Source organism: Stappia stellulata (assembly GCF_020176715.1).
Taxonomy (GTDB): Bacteria; Pseudomonadota; Alphaproteobacteria; order Rhizobiales; family Stappiaceae; genus Stappia.
In genome coordinates this window covers 46,075-71,506 of record NZ_JAIVMF010000014.1, presented here as the reverse complement: position 1 = coordinate 71,506, position 25,432 = coordinate 46,075, and the positions used below count along the sequence as shown (strand labels likewise).

Here is a 25,432-nt window from a genome sequence, read left to right as displayed (position 1 = left end):
CAGGGCGCGGGACGCGGCGGCGGTCCCGCGGGCCGTCACAAAAGCTTCGCTTGACGGGGCTTTATAATTCGATATTTCTCGAATTATGGATAAAAAAGCCGCTATCGCCGCGCTGTCCGCGCTCGGTCAGGACACTCGTCTCGACGTCTTTCGCCATCTCGTGACCGCAGGGCCCGAAGGCGTCGGTGCGGGCGATCTCGCGCAAGTCCTGAACGTGCGGGCCAATACGCTGTCCACGCATCTTTCCGCACTTGCGCGGGCCGGCCTGATTGCGGCTGAGCGCGACGGGCGCGCGATCCGCTACAGCGCCCATTACGACGGCATTCGCGCGCTCTTCGATTTCCTCCTGCATGACTGCTGCAAGGGACGGCCCGAACTTTGCGGTCCCTTCGCGTCCTCCCGATCCCCCGATATCACGAAAGCTGAACAATGAGCATCTTTGAACGCTATCTCTCCCTGTGGGTCGGTCTGGGGATCGTCTCCGGCGTCATTCTCGGCAATCTCGTGCCGGGCCTCTTCGCCGCCCTCGCGCAGTTTGAATATGCCTCCGTCAACCTGCTGGTTGCCGTTCTGATCTGGGCGATGGTCTATCCGATGATGGTGGCGGTGGATTTCACCAGCCTGAAGGACGTGGGCAAGCGGCCCAAGGGGCTGGTGATCACCATTGTGGTCAACTGGCTGATCAAGCCCTTCACCATGGCAGCCCTTGGCATCCTGTTCTTCAAGCACGTCTTTTCCGGGCTGATCCCGCAGGAGGACGTCGGCCAGTATATCGCCGGGCTGATCCTCCTTGGAGCCGCACCCTGCACGGCGATGGTCTTCGTCTGGTCACAGCTGACCAAGGGCGACGCTAACTACACGCTGGTGCAGGTCTCGCTCAACGACGTGATCATGGTCTTCGCCTTCGCCCCCATCGTGGCGCTGCTGTTGGGGGTGACCGACATCGCCGTGCCCTGGGACACGCTGCTGCTCTCCGTCGGCCTCTATGTGGTGATCCCGCTGGTTGCTGGAGCGTTGACCCGGTCCGTGCTGACGGCACGCGGCGGCGAAGCGGCGGTGTCGCGCTTTACCGCCCGGGTGAAGCCCGCCTCGATCCTGGGGCTCCTCCTTACGGTCGTCCTGCTCTTCGGCTTTCAGGGGCCGGTGATTCTTGACCGTCCGCTCCTGATCGCATTGCTGGCCGTGCCGATCCTGATCCAGTCTTACGGGATCTTCGCGCTCGGCTATGGCTGGGCCTATCTGTGGCGGCTACCGCATCGGGTCGCCGCCCCTTGCGCGCTGATCGGGACCTCGAATTTCTTCGAGCTGGCGGTGGCGGTCGCCATCGGGCTGTTCGGGCTGAACTCGGGCGCCGCCCTCGTCACCGTCGTCGGCGTCCTGGTCGAGGTCCCGGTGATGCTGAGCCTGGTGGCCTTCGCCAACCGCACCCGCGCGCGGTTTCCCGGATGACGCGGGCCGCGGTCCGTACCGGCGGACACGCCGCATGAGCCGAGCCGCACGGGCCGTGCTCCTGCTCGGCATCACCCAGATCATCGGATATGCCACGCTGATGTATGCGGTGGTTCTGGCGGTGCCACAGATCTCCGACAGTTTCGGCTGGTCGCGTGCCTTCGGGCTTGGCGGGTTCTCGCTGGCGCTGATCGTCGCCGGGCTGGCCTCGCCGCGCGTCGGCCGGCTGATCCAGCGGTTCGGCGGGCGCGGCGTGATGGCGGGCGGGTCGGCGACCGCCGCCTGCGGCCTGGCGGCCATGTCCCTGGTCGACGGGCCGGTTTCCTATCTCCTGGTGTGGAGCCTGCTCGGCCTTGGAATGGCGGCGACGCTCTACGATCCGGCCTTCGCAACCCTCGGATCGCTGTTTGCAGGCCGCGCGCGCCGGCTGATCACCGCGCTGACGCTGATCGCTGGTTTTGCCTCCACCATCGGCTGGCCGGCGACGCTCTACCTGCTTGAAACGCTCGGATGGCGGGAGACCTATCTGGTGTTCGCCGCCGTGACCGCGTTTGTCGCGCTGCCGTTGCATCTGGCGCTGCCGCGTCCTGAAGCCGTCGCCGCCCGTCCTGACGCCGGCGTCCCCGGCGGCCCGCTGCCGGAGGCGGGAGGCATCTTTCCCGACGCCCGCCGGCGCCGGTACGCCTTCCTGCTGCTGGCGCTCGCCTTCAGCAGCGCCGCCTTCCAGTTCGTCGGATTGTCGGCGCATCTGCTGGCGCTTCTCGGCGACCTGGGAATGCCCGCCACGGCCGCCGTCATGGTCGGGACCCTGATCGGCCCGTCCCAGGTCGGGGCCCGCGTTCTCGAGCTCTGGTGGGCGCGCAACGTATCGCCGCTTGCCGTCGGGCTGGCATCTGGCGGCGTTATCCTGCTCGCCTTTGTTATGCTGTCTGTGCTCGGGGTCGATACGCTGAGTGCTTCTGTCTTTGCCATCCTCTATGGCGGGTCGAACGGCTTGTCGACCATTGTGCGGGGTACGTTGCCGCTCTATCTGTTCGGAGCTGACGGCTACGCGGTGCTGCTCGGCCGGATCGCGCGCCCGGTGCTGATCGTCGGCGCGCTGGCGCCCTTTGCGCTCGGCGTGGCATTCGATTTCGCCGGAGCCTCGGCGGCCCTGGCCCTTGCATTCGCCGCAAGCTGCCTGTCCTGCGCAGCGCTTGCTGCCATCGTGGTCCTGCGTGGACATGTGTCGCGGGTTGACTTGCCGAGCCGGGGATGAAATCTTCGCGGATATTCGTGATATATCACTGCATGGGCGGCGGGTTCGACGCTCTGGACACGGCGTCCGTCCGGTGTCTCAATGCGATACCGCCAGACATCGTAGCGGCCCTTCGGAGACCTGATTTCCCGAGATGACAGATCGCTCTTCCGTTCACATTGTCGGCGCGGGGATTGTCGGGCTTGCCGCCGCCGCCACATTGCAGGCCCGTGGCCACCAGGTCACGCTGATCGAGCGCAACGAGCCGGGCTCGGGCGCCTCGCGTGGAAACGCCTCTGGCATTGCCTGGACCGACGTCGCGCCGCTGGCCTCGCCCGGCGTCTGGCGCAAGGCGCCGGGCTGGCTGCTCGACCCGCTCGGGCCCCTGACGATCCGCCCCTCCTACGCCCCCTCGATCCTGCCGTGGATGCTGCGGTTCATGGCCGCGTCGCGCCCTGCCGCCTTCAAGCGGTCGGTGGCCGCAATCGCCGCGCTCAACGCGGAGGCGCTGCCGGCCTGGGAGCGGCTTTGGGCGGACACCGGTACCGGCGGCCGGCTGCGTCTGGAGGGGTGTCTCGATGTCTTCGACAAGCCGGGCGAGGTCGCCAGGGCCCGGGCCGGCTGGAAGCTCCAGCGCGATCACGGCATCGAGGTGCGCGAGCTGTCGGGTGCGGAGATCCGCGAGATGGAACCGGACCTCGGGCCGTCGGTGGTCGGCGGTGCCTTCATCCCTGGCTGGGCGCATCTCGACGATCCCCATGCCATGTGTCTGGATCTTGAGCGTGTGGTCAGGGAGCGGGGTGGCCAGATCCTGCGCGGCGATGTCGTCAGCATTGTCGGCACGGACGGAGGCGCGCTGCTTGGCCTGCACGAGGGACCCGTTGTGCATGCCGAAGATCTCGTGATCGCCTGCGGCGCCTGGTCGAGGCGGCTGGCGGCCTCGCTCGGCGAGGACGTGCCGCTCGACACGGAGCGCGGCTACAATATCACCGTGCCGGAGCCGGGCGTCGCCTTCCGGCGTTTCGTCATGCTGGCGGGCTACGGGTTTGTCATGTCGCCGATCGCGCGCGGCCTGCGCATCGGCGGAATGGTGGAATTTGCAGGCCTGAAGGCGCCGCCCAACTGGGCGCGCGTCGATGCGCTGGTGTCGCGCGCCAAACGCGTGGCGCCGGCCCTGTCGGTGGACGGCGGCGAACGCTGGATGGGCTTTCGCCCCTCGCTTCCCGACAGCCTGCCGGTGATTTCGCAAAGCCGGCGGGCCGCGCATGTCTTTTACGCCTTCGGGCATGCGCATCACGGTCTGACGCAAGCCGCGGCGACGGGCGAACTCGTTGCCGACATGATTTCGGGCAAGGATCCCGCCGTCGATCTCGCGCCCTATGCGGTCGACCGTTTTTGAGGAGAGGCGCCGATGGCGCGGCACACGTTCTTTTGCATCGATGGACATACCTGCGGCAATCCGGTGCGGCTTGTCGCCGGCGGGGGACCCGCGCTCGACGGCGACACGATGCTGGCGCGGCGCGCCGATTTCCTGGCCCGCTACGACTGGATCCGCTCGGGCCTGATGTTCGAACCGCGCGGTCACGACATGATGTCCGGCTCGATCCTCTATCCGCCGACGCGCGACGATTGCGACATCGGCGTGCTCTATATCGAGACCTCCGGCTGCCTGCCGATGTGCGGTCACGGCACCATCGGGACGGTGACCATGGGGATCGAGGAAGGGTTGATCCGGCCCGCGACACCCGGCACGGCCCGGCTCGACACGCCGGCCGGCCTGGTCACCGCCGACTACACGATGGAGGGCGAACATGTCGCCTCCGTCCGGCTGACCAACGTGCCGGCCTTTCTGGCGGCCCGCGATCTGGAAATCGACTGTCCGGAGCTTGGCCGGATCACCTTCGACGTCGCCTATGGCGGAAACTTCTATGCGATCATCGAGCCGCAGGAGAATTTTGCCGGCGTCGGATCCATCGATGTGGACCGGCTGGTGTCGATCAGCCCGCTCTTGCGCGCACGCCTCAACGAGGCGTTCGACTTTGCCCATCCGCTCGATCCGCGCATTCGCGGCATCACCCATGTGCAGTGGACGGGGCCGCCAACGCAGCCGGGCGCCGATGGCCGAAACGCCGTTTTCTATGGCGACCGGGCCATCGACCGCAGCCCCTGCGGCACCGGCACATCCGCCCGGATGGCGCAGTTGCACGCACGCGGACGGCTCAAGACCGGCGACAGTTTCGTGCATGAAAGCGTGATCGGCTCGCTCTTCGCCGGCGGCGTGAAGGACGAGACGCGGGTGGGAGATCTGCCGGCCATCGTGCCGACCATCGAGGGCTGGGCGATCCGCACCGGCACCTCGCAGATCACGCTCGACGACCGCGATCCCTATATGGCCGGCTTCTCCGTCACCGGAACCGGTGTGACGGTCTATCCCGGCCCTTGAAAACCCCGGAAATGCGGGTGCCATTCGCCATCCAAAGCAGGTAGACAGGAGCGGTTGGCAACGGGAATCGCTTCATGGATTGGTCACCGCAGCAGGAAGCCGCGCTCGCAGAAACCGCGCGCTGGCTGAAATCGGGCGACAAGCAGGTGTTCAGGCTGTTCGGCTTTGCCGGAACGGGCAAGACGACGCTTGCCCGCCATCTTGCGGCCGGCATCGACGGCGACGTCGCCTTTGGCGCCTTCACCGGCAAGGCGGCGCATGTGCTGCGCCAGAAGGGCTGCGACGGCGCGACCACCATTCATGCGATGATCTACCGCCCGCGCGGTCACAAGGACGAGACCGACGATGAGGAGGCCGGTCCGAGCTTCTCGATCAACCGCGACAGCGTCGCCGCCAAGGCGAAGCTGATCGTCATCGACGAATGCTCGATGGTCGACGAGGACCTGGGCCGCGATCTCCTGTCCTTCGGTACGCCTGTGCTGGTGCTCGGCGATCCGGCTCAGCTGCCGCCGGTCAAGGGCGGCGGTTTCTTCACCGAGGCCGAGCCGGACATCATGCTGACGGAGGTGCACCGTCAGGCGCGCGACAATCCGATCGTGCATATGTCGATGCTGATCCGCGAGGGCGGCACGCTGGAGCCCGGAGACTATGGCGACAGCCGCATCATCTCGCGGCGGGAGATCGACGCCGAGGCGATCCTGGCCGCCGACCAGGTGCTGGTCGGCACCAACCGCACGCGTCGGCTCTACAACGGGCGCATCCGCGAGCTCAAGGGTTTCACCACCCAGATGCCGGCGGTCGGCGACAAGCTCGTCTGCCTGCGAAACGACAAGGCCAAGGGCCTGCTCAACGGCGGACTGTGGACCGTGGCACGGCTCAGGCCCTCGCGCGGCAACACGTTGCGCTTCGACGTGAAGCCGGAGGACGAGGCCGCCGGCAAGGCAAAGATCTCCGTCAAGGTGCTGCCGGGTCTCTTCGAGGACGGGGCGGAACAGCTTCCCTATGCCATTCGCCGGCGCTCCGACGAATTCGACTACGGCTATGCGCTGACCGTCCACAAGGCGCAGGGCTCGCAGTGGGACGACATCGTGCTCTTCGACGAGAGCTACGCCTTTCGCGACTACCGCGACCGCTGGCTCTACACCGCCGTGACGCGCGCGGCCCAACGCATCACCGTGGTGCGCTGAGCCGGCTGGCTTCCATCCTTCCTGTGCCGTCGAACCGACATTTTTTCAGGACAGATACCTCCAATGACCGAAACATCCGTCTCCGCCGGCCCGACCACCGATCCGGCCCGTGCAAAGGATCTTCTCGCCCGCATCAGCTCCCGTATCGCCGGCGAGCTCGGTTGCCGGCCCGAGCAGGTCGTCGCCACCGTGGAGCTTCTCGACGGCGGGGCGACGGTTCCCTTCGTCGCGCGCTACCGCAAGGAAGCGACCGGCGGGCTCGACGACACCCAGCTGCGCACGCTGGAGGAGCGGCTCGTCTATCTGCGCGAACTGGAAGACCGGCGCGCGGCAATCGTTGCCTCCATCGACGAGCAGGGCAAGCTCGACGCGGATCTTGCCGGGCGGATCGCGGCTGCCGAAACCAAGGCGCAGCTTGAGGATCTCTATCTTCCCTTCAAGAAGAAGCGGCGCACCAAGGCCCAGATCGCGCGCGAGGCCGGGCTGGAACCGCTTGCCGACCTTCTGCTCGGCGATCCGACCCGCGATCCGCAGGCAGAGGCCGCGCGCTTTGTCGATGCCGACAAGGGGGTCGCGGACGAGAAGGCCGCGCTCGACGGCGCGCGCCAGATCCTGATGGAGCGTTTCGCGGAGGATGCGGCGCTGGTCGGCCGGCTGCGCCAGCACCTGATGCGCGGCGGTGTCGTGCAGTCGCGCGTGGTCGAGGGCCAGGAAGAGGCCGGAGCCAAGTTCTCCGACTATTTCGACTACCGCGAGAAATGGGCGGATATTCCGAGCCACCGCGCACTGGCGCTCTTGCGCGGCCGCAACGAAGGCGTGCTTGCGCTCGATCTTGTGGTCGACGCGGAAGACCCCGCGCCGGTCAAGCCGGTGGAGCGCATGGTGATGGCGGCGGCCGGCATTTCCGATGAGGGACGCCCGGCGGATCGCTGGCTTGCGGAGACCGCGCGCTGGGCCTGGCGGGTGAAGCTTGCGCTGCATCTGGAACTCGACCTGATGACGCAGTTGCGCGAACGTTCCGAGGACGAGGCGATCAATGTCTTCGCCCGAAACCTCAAGGACCTGCTGCTCGCAGCACCGGCTGGTCGTTCGACCGTGCTCGGCCTCGACCCCGGCATCCGTACCGGCGTGAAGGTCGCCGTGGTCGATGCCACCGGCAAGCTCGTCGAGACCGCGACGGTCTATCCGTTCCAGCCGCGCAACGACGTGGCGGGGACCCGCAACACGCTGCTCGCGCTGATCGCGAAACACAAGATCGCGCTGGTCGCGATCGGCAACGGCACCGCGAGCCGCGAGACCGACCGGCTGGTCGGCGACCTTCTCGGCGACGTCCCTGTCGCAGCACGTCCGGTCAAGGTGATCGTCAATGAGGCGGGGGCCTCGATCTATTCGGCGAGCGCGCTGGCTGCGCGCGAGATGCCCGACGTCGACGTGTCGCTGCGCGGCGCGGCCTCGATTGCCCGCCGCCTGCAGGATCCGTTGGCGGAACTGGTCAAGATCGAGCCGAAGTCCATCGGTGTCGGCCAGTATCAGCACGACGTGAACCAGACCAAGCTCGCCCGTGCGCTCGATGCGGTGGTCGAGGATGCGGTGAATGCGGTCGGCGTCGATCTCAACACCGCCTCGGCGCCGCTTCTGACCCGTGTGTCGGGCCTGTCCGCCGGGCTTGCCGATGCGGTGGTGGCGCATCGCGACGCGAACGGCGCATTCCGCTCGCGCAAGGATCTGCTGTCCGTTCCCCGGCTCGGGCCGAAGGCCTTCGAGCAATGCGCCGGCTTCCTGCGCATTCCAGGCGGCGACAACCCGCTCGATGCGTCGGCCGTCCACCCGGAAGCCTATCCGGTGGCCGAGCGGATCGTGAAGGCTTGCGGGCGGCCGCTGTCGGAGGTCATGGGCAATGCGCAGCGGCTCAAGGCGCTCGATCCCGAGGACTTCGTCGACGCGGTCTTCGGCTTGCCCACGGTGCGCGACATTCTCGCCGAGCTGGAAAAGCCCGGCCGCGACCCGCGCCCGGAGTTTCGCACCGCGAAGCTTCAGGACGGGGTGGAAACGATGGCCGATCTCAAGCCCGGAATGGCGCTTGAGGGCACCGTCACCAATGTCACCAACTTTGGCGCCTTCGTCGATATCGGCGTCCATCAGGACGGGCTGGTGCATGTCTCGCAGATTGCAGACCGCTTCGTGCGCGACCCTGCCGAGGTGGTGAAGGCCGGCGAGATCGTGCGGGTGCGGGTGCTTGAGGTCGACATGCCGCGCAAGCGCATCGCGCTGACCATGCGCAAGGACGGCGGCGCCGACGCCGGCCAGCCGGGCACGCGCGGCTCTGGTCCTGGAGGTCGCGATCCGCGCGGGAGCGGCCCGAAAGGCGGCGCGCCGACCAAGCCGCGGCCGAAGGGCGGCGGCGGGTCGCAGGGGCGCGGCTCCGACGGTGGCTCGGGGGACGGCGCGATGGCGGCGGCGCTTGCGGCGGCCTTCAACAAGAAGAAGCGCTGACCCTTCCCAATCACTCGAAGGCGGCGGAGACGCCCGGTGTGCCCGGCAGCCCCTCATAGGTGAGGCGGATCTTTTGTCCCGGCTTCATCGGATTGAGCGGGCCGATGGAGCCGACCGAGACGAGATCGCCGGGTTTCAGGGCCTTGCCTTGTGCCTTGAGCACGCCGGCGATCCAGATCACCGCGTTCAGCGGATGGCCGAGCACGGCCTTGCCCGGGGCGGCGGAGATGGTTTCGCCGGTCGTCTCGTCGGTCAGCCTGGCGGTGAAATCCGCTAGCATCGCCACGCCTGTTTCATCCGCCGGCACCGCGATCAGTTCGCCCATCACGCCGCGCCAGGCGCCGACGTTGATCGCCGTGATCATCGGGCCGTCGAGCTGGATATCGAGCGGCGCGACCAGGGCCGGAAGCTCGAGAAACGGCCGAACGCCGCGAATGGCGGCCAGCACGTCTGCCGGCGTCGTCGCGTCGTTGACGGCGGCGTCGCCGATCTCGACGATCAGGTCCGCCTCGAACAGGGAGCGCACCGCGTCGGCTGCGCGAACGCTTGCGCCGGGCTTGAGCAACATGTCGCGCAGAAGCGTGCCGAACACAGGTTCGTCGACACCGAAGGCCTGCTGCGCCGGGGGCGATGTGAGGCCCGCCTTGTAGCCGACCACCGGACCGAGGTCTTTCGACAGGCGCTCGACGACCATCGCCTGTGCGCAGAGCCCGTCGTCCAGCGAGGAGCCGGCGGCGATCGGCGGCATGGCCGGTCGCGCGGCGGCACGATCGGCGATGAAGGTGTCGACCGTTGCCGCATCCGGGCAGGCAGCTTGCGCCAGCGGAGTGTGAAGAAGAGTGGCGCCAAGCGCCAGAGCAAGACCGATCAATCGCATGCGCATATCCCCCGGCGGGGCACGAAAAGCCCCCGTTTGCTGGAGAGTGCCGTGCGAAACGTGCAATGACAAGCAGGTTGTGTGGCGTCGGCTCCTGCACGTCTTGACGAGGTTCGGGTCAGGTGGCGCCGTATTGCGCCTGCAAGTATTTCCAATAGTTGCCAAGGTGATGTTGCCAGAAGAAGTCGGTCGGATCGTCCGGGTTCTCGCCGGGAACGGCGAAGAGCGGCACCAGATTGCCGGCGGTTGCGAAGTTCAGTGATGTCTGGATGTGCGACAGTATGCTGTCGATCCCGCCGGCGAGGGATGTGCCGTCGAGCGCGACAGTCTCCGGCGCGCCCAGCAGCCTTGTGTCGAGCGTGAGCTTTTCCTCCGCGAGCCGGTCCTTGAGGGTTCCGGCGACCCGATAGGCATGGGCGACGACCTGCCGCTGCGCATCCTCGACCGACGGCTCGACGGTCGCGCAGAGCGCGGCGACGCGCGGGTCGATATCGAGGTTGCGGGCGCCGCGATAATCGCGCAAGGGGTTGGGCGTGTTGATGTCGCCCGGAAGCTGCAGGGTAAAGGGCACCTGCGGCACCCAGCCTTGCGTGCTGACAACGCTCCAGCCCCTGCCCGCAACACCGGCGATGCCGGCATAGTCATAGCCGTAGTGATCGTTGCCGGGCTTGGCGGGCGCGAAGACATAGGTCTTGTAGGAGGGCTTCGCGATATTCGCGAAGATCCCGGAGGCGTGGCGCACGAAGGAGGTCAGGAGCGTTGCAATCGAGGCTCCCTGGCTGTGGCCGGTGATGAGGATCTCCGCCTCCGGGTCGAGCGAAAGCGCGACGAGGGTTGTCAGGAGCGGGCGGTCCGTCGTCAGGAGCATCAGGAAGAGGCTCAGGCTGAAGCCCAGATGGGTGCCGGCCACGACGGCGCTGCCGGCTTCGTCGCGGGCGAGATGAAACGGGAATTCGAGCCTGAACCCGCCGGTCTCGATGGCAAGGTCGAGCCTGGCATCGACCAGCGGAAACAGCAGGTCGGCGAGAATGCTCGCATCGCTGTCGACCGTGCCGCGCACCACGATCGCATACCGGTTGGGGCGGGTGTCGTCGCGCCACACCTGCCAGAGATTGTCGAGCAGCGTCGGACCGCTCGGCGACAAGGCGTCGACCTTCGACCAGCCCAGCGAGTGCGGGTCAGGGGTCGGAACCGGAATGGCGGGAACGCCATAGATCGCCTGCGACAGCGCCAGCGTCGCGGTTGCCTCGGTGACGTCGAATCCGGGCTGGAATGCCATGACCATCTCCCCCTTTGTGTGCGGCGGTCCTCTTCGGTTGCCGTTTTCGCCCGCGACCGGCCAGCGCGCATCCGCCGCGGTCGACCGACAGTCTGGCGATGATAGACCACAATGGATGGCAAGGGTTGCCGAAAACGTCAGACGCTCTTTATGCGCGAGGTTTTCGGCTCAGGATGGCCGAGACCGGGGGCGGACGGCTGACAAGGACGTGAGCGAGGGGGAGGGGCAGGCGGGATGTGGCGTTGCGAAGGGCGCGGGCACCGGAGACTGCCGGGCCGCGCGACAGAGCGGCGACGGATGCGGCCCCGAGACGTTCGACCGCCGCACCCGATGGAGCGCGGCGGTCGGAAACTCACTCTTCGCCTTCGTCGGCGGATGTCGCGTTGAGGAGCGAGTAGCGCTCCACGCCGAGCTTGTCGAGAAGGTCGAGCTGGGTTTCGAGGAAGTCGATATGGCCTTCCTCGTCCTTCAGAAGCTCTTCGAAGAGCTTCATGGAGACATAGTCGCCTTCGTCATGGCAGATGTCGCGGGACTTGGAATAGGAGGCGCGGGCGTCATGTTCGCCGGCAAGGTCCGATTCCAGCACTTCCCGGACGTCCTGGCCGATGCGCAGCGCGCCGACCTTTTGAAGGTTCGGGTGGCCTTCGAGGAAAATGATCCGCTCGATGATCTTGTCGGCGTGGTGCATTTCCTCGATGGATTCCTCACGCTCCTTCTTGGCCAGTTTTCCAAGGCCCCAGTCGTCGAGCATGCGGTAGTGAAGCCAGTACTGATTGACGGCTCCGAGTTCGAGCAAGAGCGCCTCGTTCAGTCGCTCGATAACCTTTTCACTGCCCTTCATAAAAATCTCCTGCGTTTGCGGTCCGACGGCATCGGTGGCGATGCGCGAACACATTTCTCAAATTAGAATCATTCCAAAGTCTTGTGAAGGGGGACGCGGCGGCTTTGTCGCCTGCTCCCCCGATATCGGTGCCGACTGAGGCGATTGGTCGCTTGCTGTCGCCCCTGTCCGCGCCTCAAGGTGAACCGATCGCTATCCCGTTGCGTCTAACGTGTATGACACTGACAAGGGTTTGAGACATGTCCTACGCGATTGCCTATCTTGCGACTGCGGTCGTCTTTTTCGCCATCGATTATGTGTGGCTGACGCGCATCGCCGGATCCTTCTATCGGGATCGCGTCGGGGCGCTGATGGCCGACGAGGTGAATTTCGCCGTCGCGGGGGCGTTCTACACCGTCTATGTCGTCGGCATCGTGATTTTCGCCGTCAGTCCGGCGCTCAAGTCGGGCAATTGGCAGGATGCGCTGATCTACGGGTTGCTCTTCGGCTTCTTCGCCTACGCGACCTATGATTTCACCAATCTGGCGACGCTGCGCGACTGGCCGGTGGTCGTGACCCTCGTCGATGTGACTTGGGGCACCTTCGTCACCGGCGTCTCCGCTTGGGCTGGATACATGGTGGCCCGCAATTTCGTCTGACCTCCCGATCCTTGGCCGTTGACCGGCAAGCCTTTGCGGGCTTGCCTTGACGGATCGCCCTCGCGCATTGTGACGCCCAGAACAATTCAGCAGCGGGAGGTCATCGATGGCGGAGCAGGGCGATGTGGCGCTTGTGACGGGGGCAACGGCGGGGGTCGGGCGCGCCTGTGCGATCGCCTTCATGCGGGCGGGATACCGGGTGGTGCTCGCCGGCCGGCGCGCCGAGCTTCTCGACAGCGCGGTTACGGAGGCCGGCGTCGACCGGGACGCGGCGCTGTGCGTTCCCTGCGACGTCAGCGATCCGCAAGCCGTCGATGCGCTCTTCGCGGCCATCAAGGAGCGCTTCGGTCGGCTTGATGTCGTCTTCAACAATGCCGGCACTTCGGTGCTCGGCACGCCGATCGGGGATCTCTCCTTTGCCGACTGGCGCAAGGTTATGTCGGTCAATGTCGACGGTGCGTTTCTGGTCGCGCGCGGCGCCTTCATCCAGATGCGCGGGCAGGATCCGCAGGGCGGGCGCATCATCAACAACGGCTCGATTTCCGCCCATGTGCCCCGCCCGGGGTCTGTTGCCTACACCGCTTCAAAACATGCCATCACCGGGCTGACGCGCTCGATTTCGCTCGACGGGCGGGCCTGTAACATTGCCTGCGGGCAGATCGACATCGGCAATGCCGCCTCCGACATGACCGCCAAGATGCCGCAGGGCGTCCCGCAGCCGGACGGCTCGGTGCGCGCGGAACCGGTCATGGACGCAGCTCATGTGGCAAGCTCCGTGCTGCATATGGCGGGCCTGCCGCTCGACGCCAACGTGCAGTTCATGACGGTGATGGCGACGAGCATGCCGTACATCGGGCGCGGCTAGGCGCGCCCTTGGGCCCAATACCCCGCGCGGGGGACGCCTCAAACGGTGAGATGGGCGCGGACTTCCTGTTCGTCGAGCGTGTCTCGCGCGCCGGCGAGCACGACCTCGCCGCGATCCATCACGGCGAAGCTGTCGGCAAGGTCGCGGGCGAACTCGAAATACTGTTCGACGAGCACGATTGCCATGTCGCCGCTTTCGCGCAGGAAGGCGATGGCGCGACCGATGTCCTTGATGATCGAGGGCTGGATCCCTTCCGTCGGCTCGTCCAGGATCAGCAGGCGCGGCCGCATGACGATGGCGCGCCCGATGGCAAGCTGCTGCTGTTGTCCGCCCGAAAGATCGCCGCCGCGCCGCGACAGCATGTCCTTCAGGACCGGGAAGAGTTCGAACACCGTGTCGGGCACGAAGCGGTCCTTGCGGGGAAGCGGCGCGAAACCGGTCTCCAGGTTTTCCTTCACGCTCAGAAGCGGAAAGATGTCGCGCCCCTGCGGCACGATGGAAATGCCGCGTCTGGCGCGCTGGAACGCCGACAGGCGGGTGATATCGGTGCCTTCCCAATGGATCGAACCGCGGCTGACCGGATGCTGGCCGGCGATGGCGCGCAGCGTCGAGGTCTTGCCGACGCCATTGCGGCCCATCACACAGGTGATCTCGCCGGTCTTTGCGGTGAGGCTCACCTGTTTCAGCGCTTGGGCCGCGCCATAGTGGAGATCGATTGCGTCGACGGTCAGCATGAGGCGGGACCTTCCGGGGAAACGTCAGCGTCCGAGGTAGACATCGATGACCTTCTGGTCGCTGGAGACGTGATCAAGCGAGCCTTCGGCCAGAACCGAGCCCTCGTGCAGGACGGTGACTTTCACGCCAAGCGCGCGCACGAAGGTCATGTCGTGTTCCACCACGACAACGGAATGGGTCCTGGCGATCTCGCGCAGCAGGTCGGCGGTCGCCGCCGTCTCCGCATCTGTCATGCCGGCGGCCGGCTCGTCGATCAGGAGCAGTTCCGGATCCTGCGCGAGCAGCATGCCGATCTCGAGCCACTGCTTCTGGCCGTGGCTCAGGTCGCCGGCCAGATCGGTCTCGCGGTCGCGAAGCCTGATCGTTGCAAGCAATTCGTCGATCCGGGCGCGCTGGGCCGCGTCGTCGCGGTGAAACAGCGTGGCGAAGGGGCCGCGCGGCGCCTTCAACGCCAGTTTCAGATTGTCGCGCACGCTTTGATTTTCGAAGACGGTGGGTTTTTGAAACTTGCGGCCGATGCCGAAACCGGCGATTTCCGCCTCGTCATGGGCGGTGAGGTCGATTTTGCCGTCGAAGCGCAGCGTTCCCTCGTCGGGCCGCGTCTTGCCGGTGATGACATCCATCATCGTGGTCTTGCCTGCGCCATTCGGCCCGATGATCGCCCGCATCTCGTTGCGGCCGATCAGGAACGACAGATTGTTCAGCGCCTTGAAGCCATCGAAGGAAACGCTGACTCCGTCAAGATAGAGAAGGTTTTCCGCTTTTGCCATTGGGTTACTCCGCCGCCTGTTCGCTTGGGCGGGCTGCCGCCATCTCGCGAGGCGTCTTCGTTTCGCGGCCGGGCGTCTGCGGCTCCCGCATGCGGCGCAGGCGCTGCACGGCCGATTTTGCGAGCCCGACGATGCCCTTCGGCAGGAACAGCGTGACGAAGACAAAGAGCCCGCCAAGCGCGAACAGCCAGAACTCCGGCAGGGCGGCGGTGAACCAGCTCTTGGCGAAATTGACGAGAACCGCGCCGATGATCGGACCGACGAGCGTGCCGCGCCCGCCGACGGCGACCCAGATCACGGCTTCGATCGAGTTGGCGGGGGCGAATTCGCCCGGATTGATGATCCCGACCTGCGGCACGTAGAGCGCGCCGGCAAGGCCTGCCATCATCGCCGACACCGTCCAGACGAAGAGCTTGTAGTGCTCGACCCGGTAGCCGAGAAACCGGGTGCGGCTTTCCGCGTCGCGCACGGCGATCAGCACCTTGCCGAGCTTGGAGGCGGTGATGGCCACCGCGATCACCAGTCCGCCCGCGAGCGCCAGCGCGGAGGCCGCGAAAAGCCCGGCGCGGGTGGCGTCCGACTGGATGTCGAAGCCGAGAATGTCCTTGAAGTCGGTCAGGCCGTTGTTGCCGCCAAAGCCCATGTCATTGCGGAAGAAGGCGAGCAGCAGCGCATAGGTCATCGCCTGGGTGATGATGGAGAGATAGACGCCGGTCACCCGCGAGCGGAAGGCGAACCAGCCGAAGATGAAGGCAAGCAGACCGGGGGCCGCCAGCGCGATCAGCATCGCGAAGGGAAAGGCGTCGAAGCCGTACCAGTACCAGGGCAGCTCCTGCCAGTTGAGAAAGACCATGAAATCCGGGAGGACCGGATCGCCATAGACGCCGCGCGTGCCGATCTGGCGCATCAGATACATGCCCATGGCGTAGCCGCCGAGCGCGAAGAAGGCGGCGTGGCCGAGCGAGAGAATGCCGCAATAGCCCCACACCAGATCGAGCGCCAGCGCAAGCAGCGCATAGGTGAGGTATTTGCCCATCAGCGTGACGGCATAGGTTGGCACATGCAGCGGGTGGCTTTCGGGCAAGGCAAGGTTCAGCACCGGCACGAGGATCGCGGCGGCGACGAGCAGCGCCAGCATGACGATGCGCCCGCCGGTCAGGCCGCCGGAGAGAAAGCGGAGCGTCATGACGAGGTCCTCCCGGTGACGGCGCGGCTCATGCGTCCACCGCCCGGCCCTTGAGCGCGAACAGGCCGCGCGGGCGCTTCTGGATGAAGAGGATGATGAAGACGAGCACCAGGATCTTGGCCAGAACCGCCCCGGCGACCGGTTCCAGGAACTTGTTGGCGATCCCGAGCGTGAAGGCGCCGAGCAGTGTGCCCCAGAGGTTTCCGACCCCGCCGAAGACGACGACCATGAAACTGTCGATGATGTAGGACTGGCCGAGGTTGGGCGAAACATTGTCGATCTGGGAGAGCGCCACGCCGGCGATCCCGGCGATCCCCGAGCCGAGGCCGAAGGTGAGCGCGTCGACCAGCGGGGTGCGGATGCCCATGGAGGCGGACATGCGCCGGTTCTGGGTGACCGCGCGCACATAGAGGCCGAAGCGGGTCGCCTTCATCGCCACCAGTAAAACGGTGAAGACGACAAGCGCGAAGACGACGATCCACAGCCGGTTGTAGGTGATGGTGAGCTGGCCGATCTCGAAGGCGCCGGACATGAAGGAGGGATTGCCGACCTCCTGGTTGGTCGGTCCGAAGATCGTGCGCACGCTTTGTTGGAGGATCAGCGAGACGCCCCAGGTCGCCAGCAGGGTTTCGAGCGGACGGTCGTGCAGGAAGCGGATGATGCCGCGCTCGATGGCGATTCCGACGAGCCCGGCGACGAGGAAAGCGGCGGGAAGCGCCACGATCAGCGAATAGTCGAAGTATTCGGGTGCGGCCGTGCGAAACAGGCTCTGGACGACGAAGGTCGTGTAGGCGCCGAGCATGACCATCTCGCCATGCGCCATGTTGATCACGCCCATCACGCCGAAGGTGATTGCAAGGCCGATGGCGGCCAGTAGCAGCACGGAGCCGAGCGACAGTCCGAACCAGATGTTTCTGGCCGTGTCCCACAGACCCTGCACGCGCTCCACCTTGGCGATCGCCGCATTGGCCGCCTCATGCAGGGCGGTGTCGGGGCCGTTGGAAATGCCGGTGAGCAGGGAGCGGGCATCGCGGTCGCCGCGCGCGGCAATGGTGGCGATTGCCTCGAGCTTGTCTTGCGTCGGACGGTCGGAGGCAAGCACTGCGGCGGCGCGGGCCTCGCGCATGTGCCGCGCCACGTCCGTGTCGGTCTCGGCGGCAAGGGCGGCGTCCAGCGGCTCGATGCTGTCGACATCCTGCGCCTTGAAGATGGCGTCGGCGGCCTCGATGCGCGCGGCCGGGTCGGGCGCGCGCAGCGTCAGCGTGCCGAGCGCGGTGCGGATCGCCCGGCGCAGGCGGTTGTTGACGCGGATCTTCTTGACCTCGCGCCGTCCGGCCGTGCCGGTGTCTTCCAGTGTCAGCGGATCCTGGAGCCTGTAGCCGGAGCCCTCTTTGCGCACGATGAAGACAGCGGTGTCCGATTGCCGGAAATAGAGGTCGCCCTCCGAAAGAGCTTCCAATGCGGGAGCTGCGCGCGGATCGCCCGTTGCGGCGATCGCGTCGATCTGGCGCTGGGTCTCGTCGAAGCCGCCGGAGGCGAGCGCGTTCAGTCGCGCCCGCAGGTCGTCGTCGGCGGACTGAGCCTGCACCGTGCCGGCGAAGACGGCGCACAGCAGCGTGAGCGCCAGCAAGGCGGCGAGAGCTCTCAGGGCGGCAAGGTGGCGTCGCGGGCTAATCGGCATGATTGGCAGGACCCCGGGGTGGGAAGGTCAAGGGACGGGCGCGGGATGACGCGCCGGTCGCGATGCGTGGTACCGCGCAAGGGCGGAGGCCCCAAGGCTTGCGGTCCGGCGACGGGGATGGGGGAGGCGGGTGCTTTGCCCGCCTCCCTCCCCTCTGGATGCGAAGGCCGGGATTAGCTGCCCGAGCCGCCGCATTTTCCGGTGGCGGTGTTGAAGTTTCCGCAGGACATCGGCGCGCGCCAGTCGGCGATCAGGTCCTTGGAGCCTTCCAGATAATCCGACCAGGCATCGCCGACGACAAGACCCGAGGTTTCCCACACGGTCTCGAACTGGCCGTCGTCCTGGATCTCGCCGATCAGCACGGGCTTGGTGATGTGGTGGTTCGGCATCATCGCGGAATATCCGCCGGTGAGGTTGGGCACCGTCACGCCGATGATGGAATCGATCACCGCGTCGGGGTCCGTGGTGCCGGCCTTCTCGACCGCCTTGACCCACATGTTGAAGCCGATGAAATGTGCTTCCATCGGATCGTTGGTCACGCGCGTGTCGTCGCCGATATAGGCATGCCAGGCGTCGATGAACTCGGCGTTGACCTCGGTGTCGACGGACTGGAAATAGTTCCACGCGGCCAGATGGCCGACGAGCGGACCGGTGTCGAGGCCGGCAAGCTCCTCCTCGCCGACCGAGAAGGCGACGACGGGAATGTCTTCCGCCTTGATGCCGGCGTTGCCCAGTTCCTTGTAGAAGGGCACATTGGCGTCGCCGTTGATGGTGGAGACCACCGCGGTCTTCTTGCCGGCGGAGCCGAAGGTCTTGATGTCGGACACGATCGTCTGCCAGTCGGAATGTCCGAACGGCGTGTAGTTGATCATGATGTCCTCATCCGCCACGCCCTTGGACTTCAGGTAGGCCTCGAGGATCTTGTTGGTGGTGCGCGGATAGACGTAGTCGGTGCCGGCCAGCACCCAGCGCTCGACGCCTTCCTCGTTCATCAGGTAGTCGACGGCGGGAATGGCCTGCTGGTTGGGCGCCGCACCCGTGTAGAAGACGTTGCGCTGGCTTTCCTCGCCCTCATACTGGACCGGATAGAACAGCAGGCTGTTCAGCTCCTCGAAGACGGGCAGGACGGACTTGCGCGACACCGACGTCCAGCAGCCGAAGACGGCGGAAACGCCGTTCACTTCGATCAGCTCGCGGGCCTTTTCGGCGAAGAGCGGCCAGTCGGACGCCGGATCGACGACCACGGCCTCAAGCTTCTTGCCGAGCAGTCCGCCCTTCTTGTTCTGCTCCTCGATGAGCATAAGCATGGCGTCCTTGAGCGTGGTCTCGGAGATCGCCATGGTGCCGGACAGCGAATGCAGGATGCCGACCTTGATGGTCTCTTCCTGGGCCTGAACTCCGGTGAAGGCGGTGGAGGCGAGCATCGCGGCGAGCGCAAGGCCGGACAAGGATTTCGTGTGTTTGACGGTCATTGTTTTTCCCCTCTGTCGCGTCTCCCTGGGAGGAAGAGACGTCAGCAAGAGGATCAAGAACCGTGCCATGCGGAAAACGCAGGGAGAGTTTCCGCTGAGGAAATTGTTTTCTAAAGGCTTTTCCGGTGACCTTGCGTGTCGGTCTGTCGCGCGGCCGGCGTTGCAAAATTAAGCGGCAGGCCTGCGCACTGCACAAAAATGTTGCACCGCAGCGTGCCGCAGCGTCACATGCACTCCACGGCACCGCAGGCCAGAAGGGCGGAAATCGCGTCGTCGTCGAGGCCGAGAACGCCCGACAGGACGTCCCGTGTGTGCTGGCCGAGAACGGGCGGCGCGACGGTGTCGTTGACCGGCGTTTTCGAAAACCGCAAGGGGCTGGCAACGCCGGGCACTGTTCCGCCGCTGGCGTGGGGCAGGGCCGGGTTCAGCAGTCCGCGGGCCTTGGCCTGCGGTTCCTCGAAAACTTCCGCGATGGTGTTGATCGGGCCGCAGGGAACGGCTGCCGCCTCCAGAACGTCGATCCAGTCGCGGGTGCTGCGCGTCTTGATGATCTCGGCGATCACCGGCACCAGAACCTCGCGGTTCCTGACCCTGTCGCGGTTGAGGGCAAAGCGCGGGTCGGCGGGAAGGTCAAGACGGCCGGCGATCTCGCAGAAGCGCTGGAACTGGCCGTCGTTGCCCACCGCGAGGATGATGTGGCCGTCCGCGGTCTCGAAGGCCTGATACGGAACGATGGCGGTGTGGGCGTTGCCCATGCGTACGGGCGATGTGCCCGAGACCAGATAGCTGAGCGCCTGGTTGGCGAGCGAGGCGACCTGCACGTCGAAGAGGGCCATGTCGATATGCTGACCCTCGCCGCTGCGCTCGCGGTGGGCCAGCGCGCCGAGGATGGCGATGGTGGCATTCAGCCCCGTGAGCACGTCGGCAAGCGCCACGCCTGCCTTCTGCGGGCCGCCGCCTGGCACCGCGTCGCGCTCGCCCGTGACGGACATGAGCCCGCCCATGCCCTGGATCATGAAGTCGTAGCCGGCGCGCTGGGCGTAGGGGCCGGTCTGGCCGAAACCGGTGATCGAACAATAGATGAGCGACGGGTTGATCTCCGCGAGGCTCGCATAGTCGAGACCGTATTTCTTCAGGCCCCCGACCTTGTAGTTCTCCACCAGAATGTCCGACTTCCTGGCGAGATCGACGAGCAGGTTTCGGCCGGCTTCGGTCGAAATGTCGACGGCGACCGACTTCTTTCCCCGGTTTGCCGCCATGAAATAGGCGCTTTCACCGGCGGCGGGGCCGTCCTCCACGAAAGGGGGACCCCAGCCGCGGGTGTCGTCGCCGGTGCCGGGACGCTCGATCTTGATCACCTCCGCGCCCATGTCGGCAAGCGTCTGCGTCGACCAGGGGCCGGCGAGAACGCGGGACAGATCGAGGACGCGCAGGTGCGACAGGGGGCCGGTCATGAAGTCTCTCACCATTTGGAATGAACGAGCTTGGCTGCGGTCTTAGCCCGCGCAGGCGACTACGTCCAATGACTTGCGGTGGCGACATCATTCCCAGGCGTCCTGCAGGGCGCCGGTCGCGGCTACCCTTCGCGGCGGGCGCGGGCGAGGTCCTGGGTGTAGTCGCCAAGCTCCTTGAGCGTCGCCAGCGCGGCGGGGGCGTCGCGGGTCTCAAGGGCGTCGGCAAGGGTGGCATGCAGCCGGGCGATCCTCGTGCGGTCGCGCATCCGGTAGGTCAGCATGTTCATCAGCGGCTGCATCGCCTCGATGACCCCGGCCATCTGGAAGGACAGCACAGGATTATCGGCCGCATCCACCAGCACCCGGTGGAAGCGCACGTCGGAGGCACAAAACGCCTCGTCCGACATTCCGCCGCGACGTTGCTTTTCGATCTCTTGACGCAGGCTCTCCAGCTGGTCGTCGCTGCGCCGTTCGACCGCGAAGGGCAGACAGGCCGCCTCCAGCGCGAATCGGGCCTCGATGGCTTCCTCGAAGGGGATGTCGTTCATGCCGATCAGGAGTGTGGAGGTCGTCACCAGCGCGTCATGCGCTTCCGACCAGGTCAGCCGGTTGACGAAAGCGCCGCCGGTCGGGCCGCGCTGGGTGCGGATCAGGTTCTGAGCGGCCAGACGCTTCAAGGCCTCGCGCACGGTCGGCCGCGACACGCCGAAGCGGTCGGCAAGCTCGGTCTCGCTGGGCAGCCGTTCATCGACCATCAGCCGGCCGTCGATGATGGCGGTGCGGATCGCGTCGGCGATCTGCTTCGACAGGCCCTCGCGCGTGATTCCCGTATACTCGATCGACATGGACATCCTCTTTGACGCCGCGACCATAAGGGTGTCCCGGAAGAGGGTCAAATGTCTATCCAATAAATGTCAGACAAAATAATGTTTGACAATTGAAGGCGCGTTTTCGAAGTTGGCTGCAACACGCCGCCACCCCGGTCCGGGGGCGTCTTTGAGGCAAAGAGCCGCCGAGAGGACGGTCGCTCGCAGGCAGTGACGGCGGTTGGAAAACGGACGGATCGCCGGCTTGTGCCGAAGCGCATCCGCATCGGGAGGCAATGCCAATGACCGCTCACCCCTTGTCCGGGCAACGTTCCGCCGCGCGCGGCTCGCGGTTCGCAGGTGGCGGTCGGGCAACACTCTGGCTCGGGTTTTTCGCCCTGGTGCTCGGCGCTTGGGGCGTCTTGATGTGGATGTCGGCGGCCTCGCAGTTGCCGCCGGGCAGCGAGGTGTTCGGCGCCGACTACTGGCGGTCGATCTGTGCGGTCTCGCCCGGCATTGCCGGCTTTCCGGCGGTCTTCGGCATGTGGGCGGTGATGAGCGCCGCGATGATGGCGCCGACCGCTCTTCCCGCGTTTCGAACCTATCTCGATCTTGGATACGCCGGGGCGGGATCTTCGGCGGGCTTCTGGGCTCTGATTGCGGGCTATCTGTTCGCGTGGATGGGATTTTCGGTCCTGGCGGCGGCGCTGCAGCTCGGCCTTGCCTCGGCCGGATGGCTGCGGCCAGACGGCGTCCTGTTCGCGCCGGGGGCGAGTGCCGCGCTGCTGGTCCTCGCCGGCCTTTACCAGCTGTCTCCGGCGAAGGCTGCATGCCTCAGCAAGTGCCGCGCGCCCTTGACCTTCTTTGTCGCGAACTGGCGCGAGGGAACGGCTGGTGCGGCTGCCATGGGCCTCAGGCTCGGGCTCGTGTGCGTCGGCTGTTGCTGGGCCTTGATGTTGCTCGCCTTCGTCGGGGGAACCATGAACCTGGCGTTCATGGGGCTCGCCACGCTGGTGATGGTCCTGGAGAAACTGCCGGATGTGGGCCGTCTGCTCACCCGGCCGCTGGCGGCGGTGCTGATCGTCGCCGGACTTATGGACGCGCTGCGTCTGACAAACGTCATCTGATCGGGAGAAGAAAAATGGCGGACTGGGCGATCAAGGGGGAATTGATCCTCAATTGCAACTGCACGGTGTTTTGTCCCTGCGTCGTGTCGCTCGGCAAGCATCCGCCGACGGAGGGCTATTGCCAGGCCTGGGCGGGGGTGCGCATCGACAGCGGGCATTACAAGGGGGAGGACCTCTCGGGGCTGAACGTCGGCCTGGTGCTCGACATTCCGGGCAATATGGCGCGCGGCAATTGGAAATGCGCCGCCTATATCGACGAGCGCGCGTCCGATCGGGCCTACGACGGGCTGATCGAGATCTTCTCGGGCCGGGCGCGGGGAACCACAGGGCTGTTCAAGCTGCTCGTATCGGAATTTCTCGGCGCCGAGCGCGCGCCGGTCGACTTCCAGACCGAGGGCAAGACGCGCCGGCTGACCGTCGGCAAGGCGATCCAGGGCGAGGTCGCGCCGATTGCCGGGCCCGACCCGGACACCGACGTGATGGTCACCAACACCGGCTACTGGATGGGACCGGACATCACCATCGCGACCGCCAGCAAGGGGCGGGTGCGGGCCTTTGGCCGCGTCTGGGATTTCGATGGCCGCAGTGCCGAGATTTGCCAAATCGACTGGGGCGGGCAAGGCTGAGCGCCGGCACGCACTCCAACGCGAAGAGACAGGAAAGGACGAAGGCATGAGCTTCAACGCTTTGATCGTCGAAAAGGCCGAGGATGGATCGACGTCTGCCGGCATTCAGTCCATCGATGAAAGCCGTCTGCCCGACGGCGATGTTACGGTGGCGGTGGACTATTCCACCGTGAACTACAAGGATGGCCTGTGTCTCGGACCGGGCGGCGGGCTGGTACGGAGCTATCCGCATGTGCCGGGGATCGATTTCGCCGGCACGGTGGAGGCCTCCGACGATCCCCGCTACAAGCCCGGCGACAAGGTCGTTCTCACCGGCTGGCGCGTCGGCGAGGTCTGGTGGGGCGGCTACGCCCAGAAGGCCCGGGTCAAGGCCGACTGGCTGGTGCCGCTGCCCGAGGGGCTGTCCACCCGCGATGCGATGGCGGTCGGTACGGCCGGCTTTACCGCAATGCTGGCGGTGATGGCGCTTGAGGATCACGGGCTGACGCCCGGATCCGGCCCGGTTCTCGTGACCGGTGCGGCCGGCGGCGTCGGTTCGGTGGCAACCGCCATTCTTGCAAAGCTCGGCCACGAGGTGGCGGCGGTGACCGGACGTCCGGAAACGGAGGCCTATCTCAAGGGGCTCGGTGCGAAGAGCATCGTTCCGCGCGCGGATATCAACGAAACGGTCAAGCGCCCGCTCGAAGCGGAAACCTGGGCCGGCTGCGTCGATGCGGTCGGCGGGGCGATGCTGGCGCGGGTGCTCGGGCAGATGAAATATGGCGCAAGCGTTGCTGCCGTCGGCCTTGCCGGCGGTGCGGGCCTGCCTGCCACGGTCATTCCCTTCCTGCTGCGCGGGGTCAATCTGCTCGGCATCGATTCCGTCATGCGGCCCTATGAGGACCGGGTCAGGGCCTGGTCGCGCATCGCGCAGGACCTGCCGATGGACAAGCTCGCCGACATGATCCAGCCGGCGACGCTCGCCGACCTGCCGGACCTGGGCCGCGCCATTCTCAAGGGCGAAGTGCGCGGCCGCGTCGTCGTCGACGTCAACGCCTGACCAAAAGCCGGCGCCCGTCCCTGCGTTTCCCGCGGGGACGGGCGGACGAACCGCCGGCTCGCGGATCAGCGTCGTTGGGTGTCGCTGGGTCTCGGGACGCAGGTCGGTCCGGGGCGCGCTTGCGGCAGGATGGCGTCGCGGGATCGGCAACAATCGTTCTGCATTCTTTTCTTCAGTGCGAGAGTTCGCTAGGACTGGTGTCCGAGCGAACTTGGCTGGCGCGCGGGCGCGCACTGTCGGCGGCAATGGGTCTTTCAGTTTCGACCGGTCATGTCGTTTGACTGCTGGAGGAGACGTCGCGATGACACATTCAGGCAAGGGGACCGCCTCGTCCTCACCGGACGCACCGACGTTTGCCCTGCGCAGCATGACGGACGACGAAGCCCGTCGCTATCACGACGACGGTTATCTCCTGCTCGAGCAGGCTTTTCCCCCGGCGGCGCTCCAGATGATCGAACAGGAAGTGCGGCGGCTGGAATCCATGCCGGAAAAGCCTGGCCAGCACTGGGTCTATGGCGAGACGGTCTGTGACCCTGAAGCACGGCGGGTCATCAGCCGGATGGAGTATCTCGAACGCCATTCTCCCGTGTTTTCAACGCTCAGCCGCGCGCTGACGGCCTATGCGACGGTGGCACTCGAGGAGCCCGCGGTGCTCTTCAAGGAAAAACTCAATTTCAAACGCCCGGGGGGCGCCGGTTTCACCCCGCATCAGGATCAGCAGGCGGGCTGGTGGAACTATGCCAGCCGGTTCGTGTCGATCATGGTGTCGATCGATGCATCGACGGAGGAAAACGGCTGCGTAGAGTTCGCCGCCGGGCATCATCGCGACGGCATGTTCCGCGAATGGGAACCGCTGAGCGAGGACGACATGAAGACAATGACATTCGTGCCCGTGGAAACCCGGCCCGGCGATGTGGTCCTGATCGACAGCTTTTGTCCGCACCGCTCTTCCGTCAATCGCGCGCAAGAGCAGCGCCGGCTCTATTTCGCGACCTATAATCGCGCATCCGAGGGCGACCATCTGGATGCCTATTATGCCGATAAACATGCAGCCTACCCGCCCGATGTGGAGCGGAACCCGTCCGGCGACTATACATTCCGCGTCTGAGGCTCCATTTCTTCGCACCCTGACCCGTCGGCCTGTCGTTGCACCGTCTTTTCGCCGACGATCCTGAGTATCCAGAAAGGGCATTCCCTTGCATTTCGATGGCTTCCCCGATCGGCTGC

The 25,432-nt window shown here is 66.0% G+C and carries 23 protein-coding genes; 13 read left to right on the top strand and 10 right to left on the bottom strand.

Going from position 1 to position 25,432, the window contains the following annotated elements; translation table 11 throughout:
• Nucleotides 1–85 precede the first annotated feature (85 nt).
• The 7 genes from LC092_RS15765 (at nt 86) to LC092_RS15735 (ending at nt 8,809) form a co-directional block, all read left to right on the top strand.
• Nucleotides 86–433, top strand: coding sequence for an ArsR/SmtB family transcription factor (locus LC092_RS15765; RefSeq protein WP_224808133.1), 348 nt, complete (start codon nt 86–88; stop codon nt 431–433).
• Nucleotides 430–1,449 (top strand): ACR3 family arsenite efflux transporter, encoded by a 1,020-nt coding sequence (arsB, locus tag LC092_RS15760; protein WP_224808131.1) that lies wholly within the window; start codon nt 430–432, stop codon nt 1,447–1,449. Before LC092_RS15765 ends, arsB begins: the two co-directional genes overlap by 4 nt.
• 34 nt (nt 1,450–1,483) lie before the next feature.
• Nucleotides 1,484–2,707, top strand: a complete 1,224-nt coding sequence (locus LC092_RS15755; protein ID WP_224808130.1) for an MFS transporter — start codon at nt 1,484–1,486, stop codon at nt 2,705–2,707.
• Nucleotides 2,708–2,840: 133 nt separating this feature from the next.
• A complete protein-coding gene (locus LC092_RS15750; protein WP_224808129.1) occupies nt 2,841–4,085 on the top strand; it encodes an NAD(P)/FAD-dependent oxidoreductase in 1,245 nt (414 codons plus the stop codon).
• 12 nt (nt 4,086–4,097) lie between these two features.
• The gene (locus tag LC092_RS15745) at nt 4,098–5,129 is read left to right on the top strand and encodes a 4-hydroxyproline epimerase (RefSeq protein WP_224808128.1); all 1,032 of its coding nucleotides are present in this window, start codon (nt 4,098–4,100) and stop codon (nt 5,127–5,129) included.
• 74 nt (nt 5,130–5,203) lie between these two features.
• Nucleotides 5,204–6,316, top strand: coding sequence for an ATP-dependent DNA helicase (locus LC092_RS15740; protein WP_224808127.1), 1,113 nt, complete (start codon nt 5,204–5,206; stop codon nt 6,314–6,316).
• A 63-nt stretch (nt 6,317–6,379) separates the two neighbouring features.
• A complete protein-coding gene (locus LC092_RS15735; protein ID WP_224808126.1) occupies nt 6,380–8,809 on the top strand; it encodes a Tex family protein in 2,430 nt (809 codons plus the stop codon).
• A 10-nt stretch (nt 8,810–8,819) separates the two neighbouring features.
• On the opposite strand, the gene LC092_RS15730 is transcribed toward LC092_RS15735, so the two are convergent.
• The 3 genes from LC092_RS15730 to bfr all read right to left on the bottom strand — a co-directional run bounded on the left by LC092_RS15730 (nt 8,820) and on the right by bfr (nt 11,806).
• The gene (locus LC092_RS15730; protein ID WP_224808125.1) at nt 8,820–9,686 is read right to left on the bottom strand and encodes a 2-keto-4-pentenoate hydratase; all 867 of its coding nucleotides are present in this window, start codon (nt 9,684–9,686) and stop codon (nt 8,820–8,822) included.
• Between the two features lie 118 nt (nt 9,687–9,804).
• Nucleotides 9,805–10,965: a lipase family protein gene (locus LC092_RS15725; RefSeq protein ID WP_224808124.1), complete on the bottom strand. Its 1,161-nt coding sequence runs from the start codon at nt 10,963–10,965 to the stop codon at nt 9,805–9,807.
• A 352-nt stretch (nt 10,966–11,317) separates the two neighbouring features.
• Nucleotides 11,318–11,806, bottom strand: a complete 489-nt coding sequence (gene bfr / locus LC092_RS15720) for a bacterioferritin (RefSeq protein ID WP_224808123.1) — start codon at nt 11,804–11,806, stop codon at nt 11,318–11,320.
• Nucleotides 11,807–12,045: 239 nt separating this feature from the next.
• Between bfr and LC092_RS15715 the strand changes: the two genes are divergently transcribed.
• Nucleotides 12,046–12,444 carry a DUF2177 family protein gene (locus tag LC092_RS15715; protein WP_224808121.1) on the top strand — a complete coding sequence of 133 codons (399 nt, stop codon included), beginning with the start codon at nt 12,046–12,048 and terminating at the stop codon, nt 12,442–12,444.
• 106 nt (nt 12,445–12,550) lie between these two features.
• Nucleotides 12,551–13,309 (top strand): SDR family oxidoreductase, encoded by a 759-nt coding sequence (locus LC092_RS15710; protein ID WP_224808120.1) that lies wholly within the window; start codon nt 12,551–12,553, stop codon nt 13,307–13,309.
• A 38-nt stretch (nt 13,310–13,347) separates the two neighbouring features.
• Here the strand turns inward: LC092_RS15710 and urtE are convergent, their stop codons facing one another.
• From urtE to LC092_RS15675, 7 genes are all read right to left on the bottom strand, one after another.
• Nucleotides 13,348–14,043, bottom strand: coding sequence for an urea ABC transporter ATP-binding subunit UrtE (urtE, locus tag LC092_RS15705; protein WP_224808119.1), 696 nt, complete (start codon nt 14,041–14,043; stop codon nt 13,348–13,350).
• A gap of 24 nt (nt 14,044–14,067) precedes the next feature.
• Nucleotides 14,068–14,814, bottom strand: a complete 747-nt coding sequence (urtD, locus tag LC092_RS15700; protein ID WP_224808118.1) for an urea ABC transporter ATP-binding protein UrtD — start codon at nt 14,812–14,814, stop codon at nt 14,068–14,070.
• Between the two features lie 4 nt (nt 14,815–14,818).
• Nucleotides 14,819–16,000 (bottom strand): urea ABC transporter permease subunit UrtC, encoded by a 1,182-nt coding sequence (urtC, locus tag LC092_RS15695; RefSeq protein WP_412103591.1) that lies wholly within the window; start codon nt 15,998–16,000, stop codon nt 14,819–14,821.
• Between the two features lie 28 nt (nt 16,001–16,028).
• A complete protein-coding gene (gene urtB / locus LC092_RS15690; protein WP_224808117.1) occupies nt 16,029–17,681 on the bottom strand; it encodes an urea ABC transporter permease subunit UrtB in 1,653 nt (550 codons plus the stop codon).
• Nucleotides 17,682–17,854: 173 nt separating this feature from the next.
• Nucleotides 17,855–19,153: an urea ABC transporter substrate-binding protein gene (urtA, locus tag LC092_RS15685; RefSeq protein ID WP_224808116.1), complete on the bottom strand. Its 1,299-nt coding sequence runs from the start codon at nt 19,151–19,153 to the stop codon at nt 17,855–17,857.
• Between the two features lie 224 nt (nt 19,154–19,377).
• A complete protein-coding gene (locus LC092_RS15680) occupies nt 19,378–20,607 on the bottom strand; it encodes a CaiB/BaiF CoA transferase family protein (protein WP_224808115.1) in 1,230 nt (409 codons plus the stop codon).
• A 122-nt stretch (nt 20,608–20,729) separates the two neighbouring features.
• Nucleotides 20,730–21,452 (bottom strand): FadR/GntR family transcriptional regulator, encoded by a 723-nt coding sequence (locus LC092_RS15675; RefSeq protein WP_224808114.1) that lies wholly within the window; start codon nt 21,450–21,452, stop codon nt 20,730–20,732.
• Between the two features lie 263 nt (nt 21,453–21,715).
• On the opposite strand from LC092_RS15675, the gene LC092_RS15670 reads away from it, so the two are divergent.
• The 4 genes from LC092_RS15670 to LC092_RS15655 all read left to right on the top strand — a co-directional run bounded on the left by LC092_RS15670 (nt 21,716) and on the right by LC092_RS15655 (nt 25,313).
• Nucleotides 21,716–22,540 (top strand): DUF2182 domain-containing protein, encoded by an 825-nt coding sequence (locus tag LC092_RS15670; protein WP_224808113.1) that lies wholly within the window; start codon nt 21,716–21,718, stop codon nt 22,538–22,540.
• A 14-nt stretch (nt 22,541–22,554) separates the two neighbouring features.
• A complete protein-coding gene (locus LC092_RS15665; RefSeq protein WP_224808111.1) occupies nt 22,555–23,166 on the top strand; it encodes a DUF1326 domain-containing protein in 612 nt (203 codons plus the stop codon).
• 46 nt (nt 23,167–23,212) lie between these two features.
• On the top strand, nt 23,213–24,205 hold the full coding sequence (acuI, locus tag LC092_RS15660; RefSeq protein WP_224808109.1) for an acryloyl-CoA reductase: 993 nt from the start codon (nt 23,213–23,215) through the stop codon (nt 24,203–24,205).
• A 301-nt stretch (nt 24,206–24,506) separates the two neighbouring features.
• Nucleotides 24,507–25,313: a phytanoyl-CoA dioxygenase family protein gene (locus LC092_RS15655; RefSeq protein WP_224808107.1), complete on the top strand. Its 807-nt coding sequence runs from the start codon at nt 24,507–24,509 to the stop codon at nt 25,311–25,313.
• Nucleotides 25,314–25,432: the final 119 nt, after the last annotated feature.